The sequence below is a fragment of the Vibrio algarum genome (assembly GCF_028204155.1).
Classification (GTDB): Bacteria; Pseudomonadota; Gammaproteobacteria; order Enterobacterales; family Vibrionaceae; genus Vibrio; species Vibrio algarum.
Window position 1 is genome coordinate 578,777 of sequence record NZ_JAQLOI010000003.1, and the last position, 24,080, is coordinate 602,856.

Here is a 24,080-nt window from a genome sequence, read left to right on the forward strand (position 1 = left end):
AGAGGCACGACATGTTAAAACTGACCACGCAAGATATCCAACTAGATAAAGCAGCGAAAGACAAAACCATCGCTATTCGTTCGTTAGCAGAAGATCTAACGAATAAAGGGCTAGTAGAAACCGGCTATGTTGATGGCATGCTTAACCGCGAAGCTCAAAATACAACATTTCTTGGCAACGGTATCGCTATTCCTCACGGAACGACTGATACTCGCCACCTTGTTAAAAATACAGGTGTAGCTGTTCATCACTTTCCTCAAGGCGTTGATTGGGGTGATGGAAACACCATCTATATTGCCATTGGTATTGCAGCCAAATCGGATGAACATTTAGGTATTTTGAAACAACTTACTAAAGTGCTTTCTGCTGACGGTGTAGAAGAAAAACTGAAACTCGCCTCTTCGAAGCAAGAGATAATAGCGTTGTTAAACGGTGACGTTCAGTTTACCGCTGACTTCAACGAAGCCCTGATCCTGAATGATTTCCCTGCAAGTGACATGATTCAGCTCTCTGCTGTTGCGGGTGGTTTACTTAAAAACTCTGACGCCGTTGAGTCGAATTTTATAGCCGACCTTATCAGTAAAACACCGAGTTACCTTGGTCGCGGTTTATGGCTAATCAGTAGTACACATTCTGTATCCCGCACAGCAATGTCTGTCGTTACTCTCTCAGCTGAGTTTGCGTTTGAAAACAAACCTGTTAAAGGAATAATTACCCTTGCCGTTTGCAATAACGCCCACCAATTTATGCTAGATAAGTTGAGCGACTTAGTCTTCCAACAAAAACAAACCAGCATTCTTAGCGCCAATAAACAAGAACTAATAAACCTATTTAACTCAGATGCGGACCAATCTCTTGCGTCTAGCGGAGCAGATAATAGCGCCGTATTTACCATCAAAAACGCTCATGGTCTGCATGCTCGTCCAGGCGCTATGCTGGTCTCAGAAGCGAAAAAATTTGAGTCTGTTATCAAGGTCAAAAATCTTGATGGCGAAGGTAAAACCGTTAATGCAAAGAGTTTAATGAAAGTGATTGGGTTAGGTGTCTTGCATGGACATTCACTGGAGTTTTCCGCAGAAGGTTCTGATGCAACCCAAGCAATTGAAGCAATAGGCGCGGCCATTGAATCTGGTTTAGGCGAAGGGTAGGAGCACATTATGACAACCAAAAAAGTCGTGACCGTCACCCTAAATCCGGCACTGGATCTCACCGGAAAATTGGGAACATTAAATGTAGGAAGCGTGAGCCTAGTAAATAAAGGTTCATTACATGCAGCAGGTAAAGGTGTGAATGTTGCGAAAGTACTTTCTGACTTAGGCGCAGAGGTTACCGTGACCGGGTTTCTTGGCCGTGATAACCAAGATATTTTCTGCGAGTTATTTGAAGAGATTAACGCAAAAGACAAATTTGTACGTGTAAACGGCGCGACCCGTATCAACGTCAAACTCGTCGAGGAAAGCGGCGAAGTTAGTGATATAAATTTCCCTGGCGTCGAGGTTTCAGAAATAGAAATTAAGCAGTTTGAGCAGGTTCTTTTTGAACTCGCTGAAGATCACGACTATTTCGTCATTGCAGGCAGTCTACCTAAGGGAGTTTCCCCTCAATTGTGTGCGAATTGGATTCAACAGCTTCACGATGCTGGGAAAAAAGTCCTTTTTGATAGCAGCCGTGACGCCCTAACAGAAGGGCTAAATTCACACCCATGGTTAATCAAACCAAATGATGAAGAACTGTCTGGTTTTGTTGGCCGCTCGCTTAAAACCCCTGAAGAGTGTCAACAAGCAGCAGAGGAGCTTGCTGATAAAGGCATAGACAACATCGTGGTCTCTATGGGTTCTGAAGGCGTGTTGTGGCTCAACCAAAATCAATGGTTACGGTCACAACCACCGAAGATGACTGTAGTAAGTACAGTGGGCGCAGGTGACACGTTGGTCTCTGGTCTTTGTTGGGGACATATGCAAGGTATGGAAAAAAACAATTTATTACGTTTCGCCACCGCACTGTCAGCATTAGCTGTATCGCAAGTAGGTGTCGGCGTATCGAGTTTAGAAGAGCTCGAATCCCTACAGCAACAAATACAGCTCACTGAGTTGAGTTAACAATAAATACTATTAATTAATGAGTTAAAGGTCGATTATTATGAATATAGCTATCATTACAGCTTGTCCAAGCGGCGTTGCTAACAGCATCATTGCTGCTGGTCTGCTAGAAAAAGCCGCGAAGTCTTTAAACTGGACTGCAAAAATTGAGTGCCAATCATCTGTTATTCAAGGAGAAACTCTTACCGCAGAGGATATTGCACAATCAGAGGTCATTGTTATCGCAACAAACACGCCTATTGATACCACCCGTTTCGTCGGTAAAAAAGTCTGCCAAGCTGCAATTTCAGAAATAACTGAAGACCCAAAAGCATGGTTGGAAAACGCCGCTACTGATGCCACTGAACTAACGACTTCCGACGCTACTACACTTTCAGAGTCTTTAAGCACCCCTACTAGCGCAAGTAAAAAAATCGTTGCGGTTACGGCTTGTCCTACCGGTGTTGCACACACATTTATGGCGGCAGAAGCTTTAGAAACGGAAGGTAAACGCCTTGGACACCAAATTAAAGTCGAAACTCGCGGCAGTGTTGGTGCTAAAAACCAGCTTACTGACCAAGACATACAAGAAGCAGATTTAGTCATCATTGCTGCTGATATTGATGTCCCATTAGATCGCTTTAACGGTAAAAAACTCTATAAAACAAAAACAGGACCAGCTCTTAAAAAAACCAAAGAGGAAGTTGAAAAAGCCTTCGCCAACGCAACGGTTTACGCTCACACCAATGGCGCGGTCACTGCAAAAGAAGAAGAAAGCAAAGGTGTCTACCAACACCTAATGACTGGTGTTTCACATATGCTACCAGTGGTTGTCGCTGGTGGTCTAATCATCGCGCTCTCATTTGTCTTCGGGATCGAAGCGTTTAAAGAAGAAGGAACGCTTGCCGCTGCGTTAATGACGATTGGTGGGGGGTCTGCATTTGCCTTGATGATTCCTGTACTTGCTGGTTACATTGCATTTTCGATTGCGGACAGACCAGGTCTAGCTCCCGGCCTTGTCGGTGGTATGTTAGCAAGTTCAATTGGTGCTGGCTTCTTAGGTGGTATCGTTGCAGGTTTTCTAGCCGGTTATTCAGCTAAATTTATTGCTGACAAAGTGCAGTTACCTCAATCGATGGACGCATTAAAACCCATCCTTATTATTCCTTTAGTAGCCACTCTAATTACTGGTCTAGTGATGATTTATGTGGTTGGTGGCCCGGTTGCTAGCATCATGTCTGCAATGACGGAATTCCTTAATAATATGGGTAGCGCTAATGCAATCATGTTGGGTGTCGTTCTAGGTTGTATGATGTGTTTCGATTTAGGTGGCCCTGTCAACAAAGCGGCTTACACATTCGGCGTTGGCCTTCTTGCATCAGAAACCTATGCTCCAATGGCTGCAATAATGGCCGCTGGTATGGTACCAGCACTGGGTATGGGCTTAGCGACATTCCTTGCAAAAAATAAATTCAATCAAAGTGAACGTGAAGGGGGTAAAGCGTCATTTGTACTAGGTTTATGCTTTATATCTGAAGGGGCTATCCCATTTGCAGCTCGAGATCCAATGCGTGTAATCCCTTGTACAATGGCCGGTGGTGCCGTTGCTGGTGCACTTTCTATGCTTGCGGGTTGTGAGTTAATGGCACCTCATGGTGGCCTATTTGTTCTCTTTATTCCAAACGCTATCTCTTCAGTACTTATGTATATTGTAGCCATAACAGCAGGTACAGCCGTGACTGGATTTGGTTATGCTTTCTTGAAAAACCGCTCCGAAGAAGGGCAAAAAGCTATCGCTTAACTTGTTTATATAATGGACAAGTAACGTTATCTGTTAAAGCGGGGTCTTCTCTATGAAGGTTCCGCTTTTTCTTAACTTATCCGCAATAAATAGACACCTAAAGCCTCCTCAATCACCTTGTTCGGATTATTCATATTCGTAGCCATCACTTCTTGCCACGCAATTAGACGTAAATCGTCTATAAAAAGTTGTGTCTAGCCCAGTAAATTAACGTATCCTTGGCGACCCAACAATTAGTAATGTCAATATATTAAGAGTCGATTCAGTGGGCGAGCTAAAAAAGAAATTACTTTGTGGTCAGGCCTAGGGCAACTGTCCACTACCCTTTTAGGGACAGGCTTATTCATGATACCCGCTATCGCTGCTGGTATTGCTGGTGAAGCGTCTTTATGGGCGTGGCTAATTCTTTTTGTCGCTGTTATTCCCATTGCCCTTACTTTCGCTGCCTTAGGAAAGCGCTATCCCAGCGCAGGGGGCACAGCTTATTTTGTCCGTAAAGCCTTTGGGCAACGTATGGAACGTAGCGTCGGATGGCTATTCTTAAGTGTGACTCCCGTTGGGATCCCAGCTGGTGTGGCGTTGGCCGGCAGTTTCGGAAAACAATTACTTCCAACACCTTTAGACAACACGCTTCTTGCAGAATTAATAACCATTGGCTTGTTAGTCATGGTTAACCTGATGGGTAGTAAGTCATCAGCGCGTATTCAAACGGTTATTGCTTTAGCTATCTGTGCCTTAGTTTCTCTATTTTGGGTTTACGGTGACGTAAGTACCGCAGATATAAAGATGCCAGTATTAACTTCCGATTCAATATTACCCATCGCTTCTGCCTTAGGGGTTATGTTTTGGTGTTTCGTTGGCATAGAGGCATTTGCACATATGGGTGAAGAATTTAAAAAACCCGAAACTGACTTTCCTATTGCCATTATATTGGGTTGCTTATTTGCAGGTGCGATCTATTGGAGTTGCTCCGTCGTTATTCTTAAGTTTCATGCGTACGGCACAGAAGAGCTGGCGGCGGGCTCTATTCCATGGATAAGCGAACAAATCTTTGGTAGTAAAGGCGCTATATTGATTAGCCTTATCGGCTACTTTGCTTGTTTTGCTAGCTTAAATTTATATATTCAAAGTTTATCAAGAATGGCCTTCGCTATTGCAAAAAACAGCCACCCTAACGCTAAGATGGCGGTTATTTCTAAACGTGGGGTTCCTGCTTATGCGACACTGACGATTTCTGCGATACTTGTCATTTGCTCTTTCATCGGTGAAGTACTGGGTATCGACTTAGAGGCGTTAGTTAAATTAGCCAATGGTGTATTTGTACTTGTTTACTTGCTCGCGATGCTATCGGCTTACAAATTACTGACTGGTATGAATAAAGTGCTATCACTAACGGCTTTGGTCATCACAATGTTGGTATTCGCTTGCCTTGGATGGGCTTCACTTTATGCCATCGCTGTTTTGTTTTCAGTCCATTTTTTGCGTAATGGCTCCAAACTGCTACTTGTCGCCAGTAAAAAATAGCGAATCTAAACTTAATAGATTATTACAAACTTAACTCTAATTTTTACAAATCGAGCCAATACGAACATTGTTGCTTATATACAAACGAACAAACAGATTGCAATTAGGTAACAACACTCAGTTAAAAATGTGAACCACGTATCTTCATTAATAAATCTATCCAATTATGCTGCCATCACTAAAGAATGTCGTCAAAGGGCCGCTATACTAATAGTTATTGGCAGGTTATTTATACCAACAACAATAATTATAATAACATTTAGAGCACGGGATATGATTTATCCCATTCAATTTATGAGCTTATTAACAAAGAGCAGGAAAAATTTTTGTTAAGGGATGTAATATGAAATTTAGTCACAAAATTGTTGCCGCTTCGGCACTGCTAATGCTAGTTACCGTAAGCATTGTTACTACGAAGCAAGTTTTTAATACTCAAGATCTTCTTACTGATACTATCGTCCATGGTTTAAACAATGCAATGGACAGCGTAAAAAGTAATGTTGCTGAGCAAATCTCTGGACAAAAAGCGCTTGCTGTATACACGACAGAGATGGCCAGCGATGATTTAAACCCAACCGCTATTGAAAAAGTCATTAGAAAGCCGAGCCTTAAAAAGCCTTTCTTACTTGTCGGTGGTGGCTTAGAAACCGATGGTAAAGCGATTAGTGGTGACGTCACTTGGGATCCAGGGCCTCAATGGGATGCTCGCGTTCGACCTTGGTACGAAGATGCGAAATCAAAAAATGATCTTATTGTAACCGCTCCTTATGAGGATGCTGTTACCAAAGAAATTCTAATATCCATCGCGACGCCCTTAAAACAAGGTGGCAAATTTGTTGGTTCATTGTTTTTCGATGTCAGTCTCGCAAGCTTGGCCGAAACAATAAACCAAGTGAATCTTTTTGATGCCGGTTACCTCTTTATTGTCTCTTCTGATGGCACCATCATTGCTCACCCTGATACCGAGCTAAACGGTAAACCATTTACACAGATGCAGTCTCAAGTCAGCATCTCTGAAAAGCTGCAGCTGGTTAATTCCAATGGAACTGAATTGGCCTATGACTTTAGAAAAATACCAGGCATTAACTGGTATGTCGGCACAGTAATCGATAACGGCATTGCCTTTCAACCTGTTAATGACATGCGTACAAGCTCCATTATCGCTACCGCTGTCGCACTTATAATCAGTATTGGTTTGCTACTCCTTCTTATTGGCAAATTAATGAAGCCACTAGGAACACTTAACCATGCTATACAAGATGTTGCTACTGGAGACGGCAACTTAACGCAGCGTTTAGCCACTGATACAGATGCCGAATTTGCAGAACTCGCACAAGGATTCAACACATTTACAGAAAGCCTACAAGACAAAATCAAACACCTAAAAGGGATTAGCCAAGAGATCTTAAATGGTGCAGAAGCAAGTTCCGAAGGGGCTATTGGTGCTGCTGCTGCAATGACAGAGCAAATGCGTGAAATTGAACAATTAGCAACAGCAATGCACGAAATGGCAACGACCTCTACTGATATGGCAGGCAATGCGCAAGGCGCAGCCTCAGCCGCTCAAGAAGCTGACAACGCCACGTTAGAAGGCAGTGCAATAGTAAATAACACCACTCAATCTATTGGCGAGTTGTCTGCCAGTATCGATGACGCTGTGACGCAAGTTAAATCACTAGAAGACGCAACCGATAGTATCGAAACCGTACTTCAAGTTATCAATGATATTGCCGACCAAACCAACCTTCTAGCACTCAATGCTGCAATTGAAGCTGCACGAGCTGGCGAGTATGGACGAGGGTTTGCAGTCGTGGCCGATGAAGTGCGAACACTGGCTCAAAGAACACAAGAATCCACCACCGAGATTCGTACTATGATCGAACAACTTCAAGCAGGAGCAGGTGCTGTAGCCAAAGCGATGGGGGCGAGTAAAGATACGGCCGTAATTACAGTGACCCAAGCAGAAGAAGCAAATGGCGCGTTAGAACGGATTAGAGACTCCATCCAACGCATTACCGATATGAACATGCAAATTGCTTCCGCAGCTGAGGAACAAAGTTTAGTCGCGGAAGAAATTAACTCCAATACAGTGAAAATTAAGGACTTGTCTGAAATGGTCGCTGGTGCCGCTGGAGAATCAAGCACCTTGATGCAAGTACAAGCTGACAATGTTCGTGAACAAAACGGAATTTTGGATAAGTTTGTAGTTTAAGGTACTTAGTCACAAGCCTTCACAAAAGCGAGCGATTTTCCTCTTTATGAGGAAAATCGCTCGCTTTTTAATAACTAGCACTGAAGCAGCCTCTCATTCTACTCAATTGAAACGACAAAACTCTACTCTACTTTATCACTCCGCTATATTTTAAGCCTCATAACCACTTGTTATTAAACAACATAACATGCCATATGGAAGCTAACTGAGGTATTTTCTATGTGCGCCAATAAGAGAGTGATATCAGTTTCAATTGCCATTACTATGCTTGTTGTACCACTAACACAAGCTAAATTAACATCGCCCACTACCCAGTTAGAAGTAGAACAAGAACAAAAACAACGCCTAGAAGCAGTTCAAACGGCAAAAGAATCCTTACAAAATATTACACCGCTACAATCTATCCCCATAGATCAAAATTCAAACGATATAACTTGCTTTGATATTGATTCAGTTAATTTCTCGGGGAATGACATATTCGGAGACAGCGAACTGCTTGCCTTACTTCAATTTCAACCGATGTGCATTGGCCTAAATACAATCAATCAATACCTCAGCATCATTACAAACTACTACGTAGAGCAAGGTTACGTGACATCTAGAGCTTTTTTAGTACCACAAGACTTAAATTCCGGTTCATTAGAAATAATCATCGTCGAAGGTAAAATTGAAAGTGTACTTTTAAATGGTCAACCCGTTAGCTTCTTAAAGAATGCCTTTCCAAACTCAACAAACAAAAAGCTAAATTTAAGAGAGATAGAACAAGGCCTAGACCAAATAAACAGACTTTCTCGATATAATGCTCAAATAAAAATGGAACCGGGAAAAGAGCAAGGTTTTTCGGTTGTCAATATTGTCACCAATAAAGGTAATGTTGGTAGTATTGGTATCGGATTTAACAACGGTGGACAAAAAAACACAGGCGAAGATCAAATCGCACTCAATATTGGGTTAGAAAATTTATTTGATGCTTTGGACAAATGGAGTCTATCTGCTAACAAAAGCAGCGAGTTTTCAAATTACCTAGACTCTGAAAATTTTAACCTTTCCGTCGATATACCAAGAGGTTACTGGAACGTTAACTATCGCACCTCATACAGCACCTATCTATCTACCTTTCAAAGCAACGGCTTTAAATTTGATTCAACGGGTAAAACCAACAGTCACGATCTTGGTATAAAACGGTTGTTTTATCGAGATGAACAGAGCAAATTTTCTGCCTCTGCTGGTGTTCATCACCGCCGTGAGAAAAATTATATATTGAATACGTTGCTCAATACCGGCAGTCGAAACCTTTCATCAGTATCACTAACTCTGGACTACAGCACACGAATAGAAAAAGGGTTCTTTACTCTTTCACCCCGCTATCACTTAGGCACAGATTGGTTCGGTGGTGAGGACGATCACGGCACGTCTGAACAAGCCCCTAAAGCTCAATTTAAAAAGGTAACATTAACGGCAAGCTATTCGTATCCTTTGTCTACAGATTTAGCTTACTCCACCACTTGGTTTGGTCAGTGGAGCGACGATGAACTCTATGGTAATGAACGGCTAAGTATTGGTGGTGAGTATTCCGTCAGAGGATTTAAAGGTGCGTCTATATCTGGTGACAAAGGTTTCTATTGGAGAAATGAGGTCAACTACCCACTTACTTCACTCCCCTATTTTGGTAGATTAACTGCCAATGTTGCTGTAGATACCGGTCAAATAATCAAGGATAGCAGCAACCCTTTCGAACAAGGAGCATTAACCGGTGCAAGTGTTGGAGTCAATTCGAGTTCAAATAATTTATCCTCATCGTTTTCTATTGGCTTACCTTTAGAGGCCCCTAGCCGTCTACAAAATGACGATTACGTGATTTATTTTCGACTCGATTTAAAATATTAGCAATAATAAATGAAACACAGATCCCAAATTGAACTATTTAACTATTCACTGCTATTTACAGCACAGATAGCCCCAACCACAACTATTGATAAAATTTAGCAAACGCCTATAAATAGCCCCGTCATCATGCCATAGCAGGGACGCCGCTCTAGTGAAATCATGACGTATCCCTGCTGTGGAGGTGCGTTATGAACAAGCCTATTTCATCTGCTTATCGCTTTCTCACTTACTTCATTTGTACGCTCATCAATGTGCAGCCAGCCTTTGCCAATGTGGTGGTCGGTGGCACGAATACGACGGTTATCAAGGCAGGTAACGGGGTTGAGGTGGTTAACATTGCCACACCCAACGGCAAAGGCTTATCTCACAATCAATATCAGCAATTTAATGTCGACAAAAACGGTTTAATCCTCAATAACTCAACCACCCAACTCAGCCAATCTCAATTGGGTGGTTTATTACAGAATAACCCGCATTTAAAGGGGCAATCGGCGAACGTAATACTTAATGAAGTGACCGGTGCCAATGCCAGTCAACTACAAGGCTACACCGAAGTGCACGGTGCCAGCGCCAATGTGATTTTGGCCAACCCTTACGGTATCACTTGTAACGGCTGCGGGTTTGTTAATACTCCACGCGTTACGCTTTCGACCGGAGTGCCTGAGTTCACCAATGACAAACTGTCTGGGTTTGATGTGTCACAAGGCGCTATTGCCATTGAAGGCCAAGGGTTAGATGGCACCACACAAACCTACTTTGACATTATTAGTCGCACCGCCAAGCTAAACGCTAAAATACACGCTAACGACCTAACGGTAATCACAGGAAAAAACAACGTAGGCTATCAAACCAATAAGGTGACAAAAAAAGCCAGCTCACAGGATAAACCTCAGTTGGCTATCGACTCTTCTTCTCTTGGCGGCATGTATGCAGGGCGTATCCGATTAATCGCCACCGAAGCGGGGGTTGGCGTGAACGTGGGCAACCTAGGTGCGTCGCAAGGCGATATTCACCTTACCGCCGATGGTAAAATTGTGTTAGGCAACACCAGTAGCACGCAAAACCTCATTGTGCACAGCTCAAAGCCACTTGATATCAAAGGCAACCAAGCCGCCAAGGCAGATATTTCCCTTCGTGGTTCAGATATCAACACCAGTAAAAGCAAGTTGGTCGCTGGCCGCATGATGAACGTAGAAGCCGACTCGCTAACCCTCAACCACGCCACAATGCAAGCCCCAAAAATCAACAGTAAAGTCCGCTCTATCTCACTGGATAAAAGCAGCCTGATAGAGAGTCAATCGGCCAAACTGAGTCAATTGACTACGCTCGATAATCAGGGCGAGCTTTCTGTTTCAGGGGAATTGGCGTTAGAAGGTGAACAACTATCATTAATCGGCACCGGTGACATCCGTGCCTCGCAGGTAGAAGCCAGCGCAAACGCCATGCACGTCGATACCAAAATGAATGCGGGCAAGATAACGCTACAAGCGAGCGACGCACTCTTCATCACCTCTAAAGCGGTATTACGCGCCAGCACCACGGCAGAGCTTAGTGCAAAAAACATGACGCAATCTGGCTTGATTACTGCCGAACAGAAAGCCACACTCACCGCACGCGAAACACTGGCACACAGTGGACAAACCCAAGGTAATGTCGTTGCCATCACGGCAAAAACACTGCAACAAGATGGCGAACTCACCGGCAAAGAAACCGTCACCATTAACGCTGGTAGCGCCACATTATCGGGGGAATCCAGTGCGGGAAAGGCACTGAGTGTTGAATCAGAATCACTCACCCTCAACGGCAAGGTGCAATCTGGTGGTGAGTTAACATTAACTGGCCGAAAAAGCCTCACCGCCAACCGAAATAGTGCGCTACTCGCGGGCGGCAATTTGACCCTAAGCGCCAGCACAGCGTTGCTATATGGACAATCAAGCAGCGCCGCTGACACCATCGCCACCGCTAACACCTTGACACAATCAGGCCAAACGCTCACCAAAGGCGCCCTCACTCTCAATACCAACAACAGTACACTGTCTGGTACAGTGGGATCTGGAAAAACCTTAACCCTCAATGCAACCAAAACGCTGACCACGAAAAACAGCGCCAAACTCATCAGTGGTGACGCACTGACCATAAATGCCGCCACCTTTACTCACGAAGGTCAGCTCGTCAGTGGCGGCAATGCCATACTGCAAAGCCAAACCCTCAGCAATAAAGGCGTTATCAATGGCAATAAAAATCTCACCATCAAGGCTACAACCCTCCATCATCAGGGTACACTCAGTACCAATGGTGATATTGATTTGACGGTGAATAGCACGCTGACCACCAATCACGCCATCACCGCAGGTGGCTACTTAACGGTAACAGCCAATAGCCTTACTAACAGTAATCAGTTGACCAGTAAAAAGCACACCACACTGAACCTCATAGGGCCGTTAACCAACCAAGGCAGCGGCGTTATCTCGGGTAACAACACCCGTCTCAACACCAGTGCGATTGAAAACCAAGGTACCTTACAGGCACTCAGTGCCCTTACCCTGACCACGGCCTCGTTAACTAACCCCGGCGCGCTGATAGCGTTAGGTGATTTGATGGCTAATGTGAGCGGGTCGTTAACCAATCGAGGGCTGATTTACGCGGGGGAAATGGCACCTTCAACGTTGCGAACAGGTTGCTCAACCAGCAAGCAGACATTTTGGTGGGAGGTAATGCGCGCTTTCAGAAAACAGCGCAAGGTGGCCGAACGCAACAGATTGAAAATCGCTCCGGCAGCATTGAAGCACTAGGAAGCCTTAGCGTATTAAGTGAAAGACTCATCAACAGCAGAAAGTCTATATCGCACAGTAGTAGCACAACAAACCATACCCCCACAGATTTAGACCGCACCGTTAGCGGAACAATGAGCTGTATATTTTTATTTTGTACAGCGCCATACAACGAAATTAAAGAACGTCATCTACTGTCCGTCGAAAAATCCATCGTAACTTTAGAAGGTGAAAGCGCGCGTTTAGTTTCTGGTGGCGATCTCTCTATTGACGCCACGACCATTCAAAATCAAGCCAGCCATATTGCCAGTGGTAACGATGTTGTTATCAACACCGATCAATTAGAAAATAGTGCCTATGTTGACGAAACCGTCACCACCTATGGCGACTATCAAATTGAAGAAGGCACATTTAAGGGGGAGGTGTCATGGGCCATATCAATGGCGACGTTGTAAGCAAGAAAATGACGCTCCAATTGGTAAACACCGACAAAACACGTGTCGTAAATCACACCTATTCGGCCAGCATTAGCGCAGCAAATAAGGTTACTATCAATGCAAAAAACAGCGTCAATAACGCCACCATCCAGGCGAATGCGGCCAAAGTAGCCCCTTCAGGCAAAGAGCAAACCGCCAAAGAAACGGGCTCGGCTAACATCAAGGCCCCCGGGGCACTCAACATAGCGAATATCAATCTACCCACCATCAACAACGTACCCTTCCCTGACTTTCGGCTACCAACTGGCCCCAATGGCCTATTTATTTACAGCGATGGCCCTGAAAGCCGCTATTTAATTGAAACCAACCCATTACTAACAAACTTAGGAAATTATCTTGGCTCGGACTACTTCTTAGGTAATGTTGGTTTTAATCCCAACAAAGACATTACGTTTTTAGGTGACGCCTTTTACGACACCCGCATCATCACCCAAGCCATCTTAGAGCAAACGGGTCAGCGTTACTTAACCAGCAACGTCGGCAGCGACCTTACCCAGATGCAGCAATTGATGGACGCCGCCGCCTCGCAAAAAAACAAACTCAACCTTGCACTGGGTATCGCCTTAACCGCAGAGCAAGTCGCCAACCTTACCCAAGACATTTTGTGGTATGAAAAAATAGACGTGAACGGCAAGACAGTACTCGCCCCAAAACTCTATTTAGCCAAGCTCACCCGAGACAATATCTCAAATGGCGCGCTCATTGCCGGACGAGATATTGATATTAACACCGGTGAGATAACCAACAGCGGTGCAATGCTGGCAAACAACACCCTAAGCCTTAAAAGCGACAGCACCATTCGCAACGACACCGGCACCTTGTCTGGTGGTGGCGATATTTCATTAACCGCAAAAGACGACATCCTCAACCTCAGTGGCCAGATTAAAGGGAAAAACGTTGCCATAACCTCGGTAGACGGCTTGGTTATCAATCAGACCCTAAGCCAACAAAATCAGTATGACGCTAACTATGTCACAACCGATATAGGTTCCACCAGCCAAATCACCTCAACGGGCGCACTCACTATTAACGCAGGTACCCATATTGTTAATGAAGGCGCACATATCGCGGCCAAAGGCGATGCCGCTCTACATGCTGGTAACGATATTCTCTTCACCACCATTGAAGATAAAACACACAAAATCATTACCGGTGCTCGTTCCACTCACGAGGCGTTAACCATTCAACACCAAGGCGCTGAGCTCGTGACTGGCGGCGATATCAGCCTAAATGCAGGAGAAAACCTTACGCTTACCTCGGCCAATGTCACTACGCAAAATGACCTAAACATAAAAACAGGCGGTAGTATCACCATCGATACGGCCATCAATGAATCTTATCAAAGTAATAAAGGGCGAGGTAAAACAGAAATCAGTCACCAAAAAAGGCATCAAGCAAGCAACATCAGTGGTGCTAATGTCGCCATCACTTCCGGTGAAAGCGTCACGCTTTCGGGCAGTCACCTCCTTGCAAAAAACAGTGCCAGTATCACCGCCAAAGACGATATCAATATCCTTGCGGTCAATGACAGTGACTACCACTATGTTGAAGAAAAAAAGAAAAAATCCTTCGGTCGCTCAAAAACCACCATTCATGAAAGCCTAAACGAGACGGTTAAAGGCAGCGCCATTAACGCAGGCAGTGACATCACCCTTACCGCGCAAGCACTCAGTTCAACGCCAACCGCAGGCGGCGACAGCGACATTAGCATCATCGGCTCCGAGCTTAATGCCCAAAACAATATCAACCTCAACACGGATGGCGATGTCATCTTAGCAGCGCAACAATACAAAGAATACGAGCGAAACGAGACCATCAAAAAAGGGTTTGGCGGGCTAAGCAACAAACACAAAGGCAGCATAGATGACGCTACGTTACTTAATAGCAGTTATGCCCTTTCCGGCAACAACATCAATGTTAACGCGGGCAACAACATCGCCGTAGTCGCCAGTGAAGTGGTCTCTAATGGTGAAGTCAATCTTGCGGCCATCGACGAGGTATTAATCAGCGCCGGAGAAGTGCTCAAACAAAGCCAACAATGGAGCGAAGAATCCAGTTTCTTGTCGGGTGGCAACCTGTTCGAGATGGAAACCAAACGAGACAGCACGGAAACCAGCACAGCGCAAAGCAGCGTTATACAATCGGGAGCCAATCTCAACATCAACGCGGGCAGTATCAAGGTGGTCGGCTCCGATATTGTGGCCGGTAAAAACCTGGCCTTAACAGCCGACACGGGTGATATAGAAATACTCGCGGCCAAAGAGACCACAACGACTCGTTCGTTTGAAGAAACCATTACCGCTGGGTTCGGAGATATGGATGAGATTGTCAAAGTAGAGGACGGGCAACTCAAAATCAGCCTCGGCAAAGCCGCCTATGACAAAGTGGATAACCAAACCGACAGCGCCAACCACAAAGGCAGCAAACTGGTGGCCAATAACACCGTTAACCTCAACGCCAGTGCCGATATCCTTATCGAAGGATCTACATTAAACGCGGATGCCAACAAGAACAACAATGGTGATATTAATCTGACCGCGGTCGACAACATCACCATCAAAGAAGCCAAAGACAACCTCAAATCACAAACCGAAGAGATACATGGTAAAGCCGAAGTCAGCCTAGTGGTTCAACACCAAGCGGTGGAAGTGGCCAAAGCAGCCATGGCGGTAAAAGCGGCCGACAAAGCATTAAGACAATCGCAAAAAGACTACAAACAATACAAAAAACAGCTCGACTCATTAGAAAACACCCTCGCGACCCTGCAACAGGAATACGATGAAAGAAAACCGGGGGTCAACTTTGAAGACATCGAAGAGCTAACCGACCTTGTAGCACAAGTAAAAAGCGATGAAGCATGGTACGTCGCCGGTATCACCCTTGCCGCCGCCGATGCCGTCTCCAAAACCACGCTATTAGTACAACAAATCGCGGCAGCCGCGCAAAGCTCGGGCACTTACGGCTTTAATGCGGGGTTAAATTTAGATATTGAAGCCAGCAAAACAAAATCACAGCATCAGCAAACCACATCGGTCGCCTCAACATTGAGCGGTCAAAACATCACGATTAACGCAGGCAACAAAGAAGGCAACCACGCTACCCTTCAAGGGGCTAACCTGAAGGCCAACGACAGCATCAGCCTTGACGCAAACGAAGTAAACATTCTCGCCTCAAAAGAAAGCGAAAGCAGAAAAAGTAGCACCAAATCGGGCAGCATCAGCGCCTCGATGACGGTGTATGGCGCCAGTAGCGGCATCAACTTAAACGCCAGCCTTAACCGAAGCGAGAGTACATCCAACTCACTCACCCACACCAACAGCACCGTTAATGCCGACAACATCAACATAACCTCCACTCAAGACACCAATATTATTGGCGGCAATGTTAACGCCAACAAAGCGCTCAACGTCAATGTGGGCGGCGATTTAAATGTAGCGTCAGTGCAAGACCGCCATAGCAGCAGCAACAAAGGCATGGGGTTCAGTGGCGGGTTAAGCCTATCGGGAGGAGAAGTCCCTTCAGAAGGAAAGAAAACGGGTGGCATTATCAACAACAGCGATGGAAACGCCGGCAACGTAACGGGCGCAAACGCTGGCACCAACGCCTCGAGCGGACGCTCAAACAGTAAAGATACCCTACTCACCACCTTAACCTCTGGTGGCAACGCCAACATCACCGTTGGTGGCAACACCGACCTGCAAGGCGCACTTATCGCCACCGTGGATAACGAAGGTAATGACTTAGGAAATCTCAATCTTACAACGGACACGTTCACCTACGCCGATTTAAGCAACACCGACTACAGCCAAAACCAGAGTATGGGGATCAATACCAGTGTGGGTGTCAATGGCGGAGAGATAGACGCCACCAATAACTCAACCAACCTTCAATACAAAAATGAATCGGACTACAGCAAGGGCAAAAATCTCGCCACGTTAGGCTTAGGCACCGTCCTTATCAACGACACAGAAAACAGCGACAACATTACCGCGCTAAACCGAGACACCCTAAACACCGAAAAAGAGCTGTTCGATGTAGACCGTAAGCAGGGGGATATCGATGTCACGCTAGACCATCGATTGTTGAGTGAAGATGGCAGAAAAGAGATTAAAGAGGATATAGATAATGTCGGTGAAAACATTCAAATAGTGGCTCAAAACGTCCCTGCGGCGGAAGGTGGAAATGTGGTTGAGAATGCCGTGGGAAAAACATTAGATACCTTAGGTGAACTAACCGCTGGCGTGATACCAAGCAATAAAAACCATGGCGGTATTATTGCTCAATTACCCGGATTAATAGGTATTGCGGATAATAAACATAGAGTGATAGAAGGGAAAGGGAAAGGGAAAGGCAAAAGTAATGATGTTTACGTAAATGGCATGATGAATACCGAGGCTGCAGCTAAAGAAGGTGCAAAGAACGTCACCGGAAGTGTAAACAGTACAACTTGGTATAACCCAACACATGGCCTACTTGGTGACTTACTGGAGTCGGCGGTTGATAAATTTGGCAATCATATTGGAGTTCAAACGGGGATCAGTAAACAGATAGAAACATTGCAAGATAACAACTCAAACAAAGTCATCCATATGCACTCTCAGGGGAATCTAATTAGTGTTGAGGGCGCGAATACGAACAATACTTATAAGAGTTATGGATCGCCTATGTCGAAAAACAGTGTTACAGAAAAGTTCAATGTGTTAGATCCAGAACAAGATATTCAACAAAATGAAGGGGACTATGTCAGTAAGCCTTCGAACGTTATGAACCCAAAAACCTGGGACATGCCCGGCCATGGCACTGAGAATTATGGTGCGGCGCGAGAAATCAGTTTAAATCAATCAACGGAAAACGGTACTACTGAATGAAACGAGTCACATTATTTTGTTTATCCCTTTTGCTTGTAGCTTGTAGCGGTGTGGATTTTATGGGGGCTCAACGTTATCTTTCCGGTGGTTTTTACGTTCAGCGTTGGTTTTTAAATGAAGAGCATGATGAAAGAAAGCTGCCCTCGGGAACGGATTTATATGGTGCATCAGCAAAAAAGATTGAACACATGTTTACCGTGCGTTATTACGTGCAAGATGGTCAACGAGAGAATATTGAAATTCCCGCAGAACGAATGTGGAAAGTCATACCGGATGAGGTGGTTCATGTTCTCCCTGTCTGGAGATACAAGAATGTCTATTTGTATATAAAAGAAGATGAAACCTATATAAAAGATGAACAACTAATGGCTCCACAAAGCCTTCTAGATGGCGCGAGACGGATTCCGATACAATCGTGTGATCCTAAGGGATGGTGCAAGAGTTATGTATCGCGTTATTACAAAACTTTGTATAAAGGGGAGGTAGAGTACAACTTCGATGAGGTGTATTACATTAAAAAGCAGTATTTATACAAGGGAGAAGATCGGTTATTTGAGTCCCAGAAGCGAGAGCTGAAAGCGCGCAATGCAAAGGCAAAAGTTGCCCCGCTTCCTTTCATAACGCCATCAAAGGAAGTGTGTATAAAAAATGGAGGAGAGGTCGAGCGCGATAATAAATGTTATCTGTTGGCTCATGGCTGGAAAGCATCTCAGATATGCTCTGATTCAGGAGGAAGGTTACCGACTAATACCGAATTAATGGAAGTGGTTCAGGAATGCGGTGGGCCGATAAAGGACAATGACCTGCCAAAACCTCATGAAAAAAACAGTAGCAAAATAGATAATTACGACGCATGTGTACTGGATAAGGGTTTTGTTTACAGCAAATATTTTACTTCTGAGACTAAAGACTCTGAAAGTGCAGGCGGTTCGGCAATAAACTCTGTTCGATTTGTTCATTTCGAGCTAGGTGAAAGTTGGTGGAGTGGAACCGACCTGAAAAACGCAAGTGGTAACGTAATTTGCCACGAAATGTAACTAACTTTCTAGGTGTGCGCCACTCATCCGAGTGGCGTCCCACTCTCAGACACCTCTCTCGCACGTAGGAACAAGCCACAGCGACGGTATCCATGATGGAAATATAAATACTGCCCGTTGTTAGCACGAGGAGAGAACCAGCACATAATAGCGTGGACGGGAGTTCTATGGTGGTTATTTGATAATAGATTCCGGTGTTTCCAATACCCCTCGCCATATAATAAGCGACATTTACGTACACTATTCTCGATTCGATTTAAATTATTAACAATAATAAATCACACACAGATCTCAATTTGAACTATTCACCTTTCCACTGCTATTTAGAGCACAGATAGCCCCAACCACAACCAGTGATGAAATTTAGCAAACGCCATTAAATAGGCTCATCATCATGCCATAGCAGAGACGCCGCTCAAGTGAAATTATGACGTATCCCTGTTGTGGAGTGGAAATTCGAGGACTGGCACCTTAACTCCATTTCTTCAATAAGTTTTTATATTTTTAAAGGTTCATGAATTTTTTAAATAGTGCTATTTCGAAATGGCTGTACTGTTATTAGTTACAAGAAGTCTAAATCAAGCCGAACAAGCTTAAGGTATTGATATGTTTTATATTCATCATGATATCAATACAATCAGCATTAATGTTATAGCGTTTATTAAATGAGGTTTAATTTTCGATATTGGCTCATGAAGGATGTTTTTGTACTTGTATTTATAGATGGAGGTTTAGGGTGGGAATAATTAATAAAGCGTGTGGACTGTTGGTCGTTTTTACTTTGTTAATAACTGGGTGTTTATCAAATACCAAAAATGCATTACAAAAGGCGAATTTATCGCCTGGTGTTACCTATCAGGTACAGTCTTTTGACGTAGACTTAACGTATAAACTGAACGTACCTGGATTTTTAGATCAAGAACATACAAAAAAGGTGATGGAAGCAAGTTTTAATAAAGCACTAGAAAATGCAGGACTTTTAGCTCAAGAAAGTGATAAAAACACCATACCAATTTATATTTACATTGATTATCGCCGAATTTTCACTGGTGAAGCGACGCCATTTCCTATTGATAAAGTGGGATCTCCATATTTTTATTTCCAGATCACAACGAAAAATGATACAGAGACATTCAATATCTATCAATCTAAAGAGTTGTCACTATCCATATCTATGTTCGACTTTGCTGATTTATTTAAAGCCGACAAAAATATTGCTACGGATGTTAAATATTCGATGTCAATAGGTCACAATATAGCGAAACAATTGATAGAAAAAACACCTGGGCATAACGTTGAACAGGTTGATGACATCTTGGATGTTGAACTTAACGCCTTTGTAAATTCAACAATAAGAGCTTTTGAGGAACAAGAAGAAGCGCGTATTGGGTATGATTACATCCCGGACATCATAACGAAAGATTTTGTTGCTCGATTAACCAGTGATAAATATAAGGTACGTAAGTCGGCTTATAAAGAGATTCAGAAAAGCTGGTTTAATCAAGACCCGATTTTTGGGCTCATCAACGATCAACTCTTAGCATCTTATAAGCAAGACTTAAGCGATGAAGCACTTTCTGAAGCAAAGTATCAGATAGAAACATTAGCACTATCTGGCTTAGCCTCATACACATCAACTTTATCTAAAATTGCGCAAAATGCAAAATCTGAGCAGTTAATAAAAGAGGCGACAGAGGGGCTTGAAACGCTCAAGTCACGTTCTATTCGAGCTAGCGCCATACATAAGCCGTTACCAGAAAACATGACATTAGAATGGCAGCAGCACCAGTTTTACAACATGATTCGATCAAATGACTTGTATTTACAAAAGCTGGCCGTAAAGCGAATTTATAAAAAATACCCTAGGAACGAAATATTACTCGATGAGCTGAGTTTATCTCTTGATAACGCACGTTCTAGAAGTGTTTATAAAGCTATTTTACGATCAGACTATCATGCTTGGATTTGTCGCGTGCTAGGTATGTCAGGAAACAAGAAATATAAAGCAAAACTCGACTATATGGCCATGCATGCAAATACCAAAAAAGTTAGAAATTTTGCTGAAGAGTTTGCTGAAGAATTAGAATAACTCGCATAGAAACAATGCGTAATAGAGCGGTACAGGCACCTTAAGAAACTAGTTCTGAGGTGTCTTTTTTACTTTTAGAGTGCTTGCCCTGGAAAATACGTGGACAAGCACCGTAAAAAAGCAAAACAAACAGGTTTCTTAACCCTCTAATTATTACGAAGCCGGTTAGTTTTAATGTGCGATTATAGACGCGAGCGCGAGTCTGCCTAATCACGGTTTTAATCTAGTTTTACCGATTAAATAAATATAACAGGATCTAAAATGCGACAAGTCGTCTTGTCTGTTTTGATCGAAGTGATAATTTGGAAAGTTGGCTTAGTTCAGTTGATAGCCACATATCCGACGCCTATGTAATCGAGGTAAAGAAGAGTAAATACTCTTTTTACAGCCAACTAGCAGAGCACGTTTTCTTTCCTGTTGAGTGCATTAGGTGGTTGTCCCTATATTAACTTTTTTGATTGCCATAATGGGCTTAAACTGAGCCTTATGTAAAAACTTACGTTTTAAAAACATACTCTGTGATGTAAGTTTTCCACTAGTTTTAACCGAAAATAATTATATTAATATATAGAAGGACAAAGAAATGCCTCTGTGTAACGACTCTTTAAGAACTATTCACGTTATTGCTCAATCGGGAAGCTTCGCTATTGCCGCAGAAAGGTTAAATCGCGTACCTTCGTCAGTAAGCTATTCTGTGAAAAAAATAGAAGAGGAGTTAGGGATTTCATTATTTGATCGGACTGGTAGGCAAGTTAAACTCACCGTTGCTGGCGAGTACTTTATAAAAAATAGTCAGTGGATGTTGCACTCATATAAAGAACTGGTACGGAACTCTGCGCTTATCAGCACTGGGATCAATGTGTCATTTACCATCGCCATCAACAATATCATTAATCGTGATGGTTTGATTGATCTTGCTGAAAGGTTGAACGAGAAATTTCCTGCAACGCAGATAACGTTTAAAACAGAAGTATACAATGGATGCTGGGATGCGCTATATGACGGCCGTGCAGATTTAATCATTGGGGCACCACACTCAGCACCTAAAATGGAAGGTGTTATTTATCATCCTATTGGTAACATAGAATGGGATTTCGTCGTGGCACAGTCGCATCCGCTTGCCAGTAAAGTTTCCGTATTATCAGCGGAAGAATTACGTTACTACCCCGCCATTGTAGTTAAAGACACCTCTCAGCATATTTCTCAACAAAATACTTGGTCGTTAACCGGACAAAAAGTAATTTATGCGCCAGAGCTCAGCACTGCCATTAAAATGATACAACGTGGTGTGGGTATTGGGTACATCCCCCACCTTCGCGTCAAAGAACTACTTGATCAAGGGACGGTTTTAAAAAAAGCAATTGTGGAGCACAAACAACCTACTCAGCTATTTTATGCGTGGCAGGCAAATCAAGATAATCCGGTGTTAAATTGGTGCACTGAATACTTAATGCGCGCAGAAAATATCGTAAAATGGAACAACTAAATTTAATCGCGAATAGGACGGTGCTCATTCCTAACCCTTGACATAGTTCTCATTTTTATTCCCAATATCCGATAAAAACCCAATAAGACACTTCAATTTTTTCGATGTTAGAAGGCTAACATCGTTTCACCTCTTGTTTTAATCACGTAACGATTTTATTGCGTGATTAAGCGCACATGTACATCCCATTCATCAAAAATACTGTTGTCATCATTTGAATTTTCTCACTTTTAAATCCAAATGATGACGGATATTATCCCTACAGTGTTAACTACTTAACGTTAACGTAACCCTCTAAATTTAGGTTATTTAAGCTATGAATAGAACGTTTAATGCAGAACCATTTCCCCTAGAATTTTCTCTTGAGAATACCGCATTACTAGTTATTGACATGCAACGTGATTTTGTTGAATCAGGTGGATTTGGTGAGGTTTTAGGCAATGATGTATCTCTAGTTCGCAGTGCTATTGAGCCTTGCGTTAAAGTACTCAACGCCGCGCGTAATGCCGGATTAATGGTTATTCATACTCGAGAGGGGCATCGTCCAGATCTGACTGACTGTCCTGCAGCAAAGCTAACCCGTGGCGGTCAGACGTTTATAGGTGAAATGGGCCCTAAAGGACGCACACTTATCCGTGGCGAAGAAGGGCATGACATCATTCCTGAATTGTACCCTATAGCTGGAGAGCCAATAATTGACAAGCCAGGCAAAGGCGCTTTTTACCAAACAGATCTACATCTCATTTTACAAACTAGTAATATTAAAACGATTATTATTTGCGGTGTCACAACGGAAGTCTGCGTTAATACCACAACACGTGAAGCCAACGACCGTGGTTATGAATGTATTATTCCTGAAGACTGTACTGGCTCATATTTTCCTGAATTCCATAAATATGCTCTAGAGATGATTAAAGCACAGGGAGCAATTATCGGTTGGATCTCAAACTCAGAAAATATCATTGAGGCCATTAACTAAGGGGTGGTTGTTGCTCTTAGTAAGGGATACCTTTGCCCCTCAAAATCTTTAAATGGCAAGGTACATAGTGTTTTTAGTCGCTCCGTCAACATTATTACCGACTGTAAAGAGACACCTTGGATATCCCTACTAGATATATCACTACCAGCAACACCTACTGCTTTTCAATATTCTTTATCGGCGTCTGTTGATTTAAGAGCGCATTTATACAGAAATGATCCTGTATTTATTCGTGGAGGGGTAATTCGATTCCCTTCATTTTTATCACTGTCAATAAACACATTGACAGCAACTAACTGGAAGAGAGCCCCAATACTTAAAAAATTTAGCCATTGTAATGTAATAAATAATTTAAGAACTGCTGAAAAAGAGCTTCTTAATTTTGTCTCTAAGAATAAAAAAACACCTATAAACTCAATTGATGAGTATTTGCAATTATTGCATATTAAAGTACCTAATTGTATTCATGACAATCCTGAATTGTTAATCACAAATATAGGTAAAGGGGAAGGATTAACACCATCTGGCGATGATTTTTTAATCGGTGTGCTCGCGGTATTATCTGGCTTGAAACAGTGTATACCAGAGACCGACATTATTTTTAAACGCCTACAAGTTGCCTCTATTTTACTTAGTACTACAACAGACATTAGCGCTCACTATTTGGAATTAGCATTAGCACAGCATTTTTCAGAGCCGGTTCAATGGCTAGTTTATCGCTTATTTAATGTGACAAAAGAGGCAGATATTCAAGTGTGCATGTCAATTAATATTAATATTGGTGCAAGTTCTGGTGCTGATACTGCGGCAGGTATTATTTACTGCATAAATAAATTATTACCAATTTAATA

General features: G+C 43.2%; 14 protein-coding genes. All 14 read left to right on the top strand.

Annotated features, from left to right (window positions below):
• The first annotated feature begins 11 nt into the window (after positions 1 to 11).
• Positions 12 to 1,148 carry a fused PTS fructose transporter subunit IIA/HPr protein gene (gene fruB / locus PGX00_RS17970; protein ID WP_272139146.1) on the top strand — a complete coding sequence of 379 codons (1,137 nt, stop codon included), beginning with the start codon at positions 12 to 14 and terminating at the stop codon, positions 1,146 to 1,148.
• A 9-nt stretch (positions 1,149 to 1,157) separates the two neighbouring features.
• A complete protein-coding gene (pfkB, locus tag PGX00_RS17975; RefSeq protein ID WP_272139148.1) occupies positions 1,158 to 2,099 on the top strand; it encodes a 1-phosphofructokinase in 942 nt (313 codons plus the stop codon).
• Between the two features lie 40 nt (positions 2,100 to 2,139).
• Complete coding sequence (gene fruA / locus PGX00_RS17980; RefSeq protein WP_272139150.1) at positions 2,140 to 3,879, top strand: PTS fructose transporter subunit IIBC; 1,740 nt, start codon at positions 2,140 to 2,142, stop codon at positions 3,877 to 3,879.
• 249 nt (positions 3,880 to 4,128) lie between these two features.
• Complete coding sequence (gene yjeH / locus PGX00_RS17985; RefSeq protein ID WP_272140900.1) at positions 4,129 to 5,403, top strand: L-methionine/branched-chain amino acid transporter; 1,275 nt, start codon at positions 4,129 to 4,131, stop codon at positions 5,401 to 5,403.
• A gap of 343 nt (positions 5,404 to 5,746) precedes the next feature.
• On the top strand, positions 5,747 to 7,615 hold the full coding sequence (locus tag PGX00_RS17990) for a methyl-accepting chemotaxis protein (protein ID WP_272139152.1): 1,869 nt from the start codon (positions 5,747 to 5,749) through the stop codon (positions 7,613 to 7,615).
• 219 nt (positions 7,616 to 7,834) lie between these two features.
• On the top strand, positions 7,835 to 9,502 hold the full coding sequence (locus PGX00_RS17995) for a ShlB/FhaC/HecB family hemolysin secretion/activation protein (protein ID WP_272139155.1): 1,668 nt from the start codon (positions 7,835 to 7,837) through the stop codon (positions 9,500 to 9,502).
• Between the two features lie 188 nt (positions 9,503 to 9,690).
• Positions 9,691 to 12,294, top strand: a complete 2,604-nt coding sequence (locus PGX00_RS18000; protein WP_272139157.1) for a two-partner secretion domain-containing protein — start codon at positions 9,691 to 9,693, stop codon at positions 12,292 to 12,294.
• 113 nt (positions 12,295 to 12,407) lie between these two features.
• The gene (locus PGX00_RS18005) at positions 12,408 to 12,728 is read left to right on the top strand and encodes a hypothetical protein (RefSeq protein ID WP_272139160.1); all 321 of its coding nucleotides are present in this window, start codon (positions 12,408 to 12,410) and stop codon (positions 12,726 to 12,728) included.
• Complete coding sequence (locus tag PGX00_RS18010; protein WP_272139162.1) at positions 12,701 to 17,638, top strand: hemagglutinin repeat-containing protein; 4,938 nt, start codon at positions 12,701 to 12,703, stop codon at positions 17,636 to 17,638. The genes PGX00_RS18005 and PGX00_RS18010 overlap by 28 nt, the downstream gene beginning before the upstream one ends.
• The gene (locus PGX00_RS18015; protein ID WP_272139164.1) at positions 17,635 to 18,675 is read left to right on the top strand and encodes a hypothetical protein; all 1,041 of its coding nucleotides are present in this window, start codon (positions 17,635 to 17,637) and stop codon (positions 18,673 to 18,675) included. Before PGX00_RS18010 ends, PGX00_RS18015 begins: the two co-directional genes overlap by 4 nt.
• 736 nt (positions 18,676 to 19,411) lie before the next feature.
• Positions 19,412 to 20,764 carry a hypothetical protein gene (locus PGX00_RS18020; protein WP_272139166.1) on the top strand — a complete coding sequence of 451 codons (1,353 nt, stop codon included), beginning with the start codon at positions 19,412 to 19,414 and terminating at the stop codon, positions 20,762 to 20,764.
• A 583-nt stretch (positions 20,765 to 21,347) separates the two neighbouring features.
• Positions 21,348 to 22,250 carry a LysR substrate-binding domain-containing protein gene (locus PGX00_RS18025; protein WP_272139168.1) on the top strand — a complete coding sequence of 301 codons (903 nt, stop codon included), beginning with the start codon at positions 21,348 to 21,350 and terminating at the stop codon, positions 22,248 to 22,250.
• Positions 22,251 to 22,566: 316 nt separating this feature from the next.
• Complete coding sequence (locus PGX00_RS18030) at positions 22,567 to 23,229, top strand: cysteine hydrolase family protein (RefSeq protein WP_272139170.1); 663 nt, start codon at positions 22,567 to 22,569, stop codon at positions 23,227 to 23,229.
• 3 nt (positions 23,230 to 23,232) lie between these two features.
• Positions 23,233 to 24,078 (top strand): DUF2877 domain-containing protein, encoded by an 846-nt coding sequence (locus PGX00_RS18035; protein ID WP_272139172.1) that lies wholly within the window; start codon positions 23,233 to 23,235, stop codon positions 24,076 to 24,078.
• Positions 24,079 to 24,080 lie beyond the last annotated feature (2 nt).

Bases quoted from the DNA above. Each gene is read 5' to 3' on its own strand.
- fruB (WP_272139146.1), top strand. From the start codon at position 12: ATGTTAAAACTGACCACGCAAGATATCCAACTAGATAAAGCAGCGAAA.
- pfkB (WP_272139148.1), top strand. From the start codon at position 1,158: ATGACAACCAAAAAAGTCGTGACCGTCACCCTAAATCCGGCACTGGAT.
- fruA (WP_272139150.1), top strand. From the start codon at position 2,140: ATGAATATAGCTATCATTACAGCTTGTCCAAGCGGCGTTGCTAACAGC.
- PGX00_RS17990 (WP_272139152.1), top strand. From the start codon at position 5,747: ATGAAATTTAGTCACAAAATTGTTGCCGCTTCGGCACTGCTAATGCTA.
- PGX00_RS17995 (WP_272139155.1), top strand. From the start codon at position 7,835: ATGTGCGCCAATAAGAGAGTGATATCAGTTTCAATTGCCATTACTATG.
- PGX00_RS18000 (WP_272139157.1), top strand. From the start codon at position 9,691: ATGAACAAGCCTATTTCATCTGCTTATCGCTTTCTCACTTACTTCATT.
- PGX00_RS18005 (WP_272139160.1), top strand. From the start codon at position 12,408: ATGAGCTGTATATTTTTATTTTGTACAGCGCCATACAACGAAATTAAA.
- PGX00_RS18010 (WP_272139162.1), top strand. From the start codon at position 12,701: ATGGGCCATATCAATGGCGACGTTGTAAGCAAGAAAATGACGCTCCAA.
- PGX00_RS18015 (WP_272139164.1), top strand. From the start codon at position 17,635: ATGAAACGAGTCACATTATTTTGTTTATCCCTTTTGCTTGTAGCTTGT.
- PGX00_RS18025 (WP_272139168.1), top strand. From the start codon at position 21,348: ATGCCTCTGTGTAACGACTCTTTAAGAACTATTCACGTTATTGCTCAA.
- PGX00_RS18030 (WP_272139170.1), top strand. From the start codon at position 22,567: ATGAATAGAACGTTTAATGCAGAACCATTTCCCCTAGAATTTTCTCTT.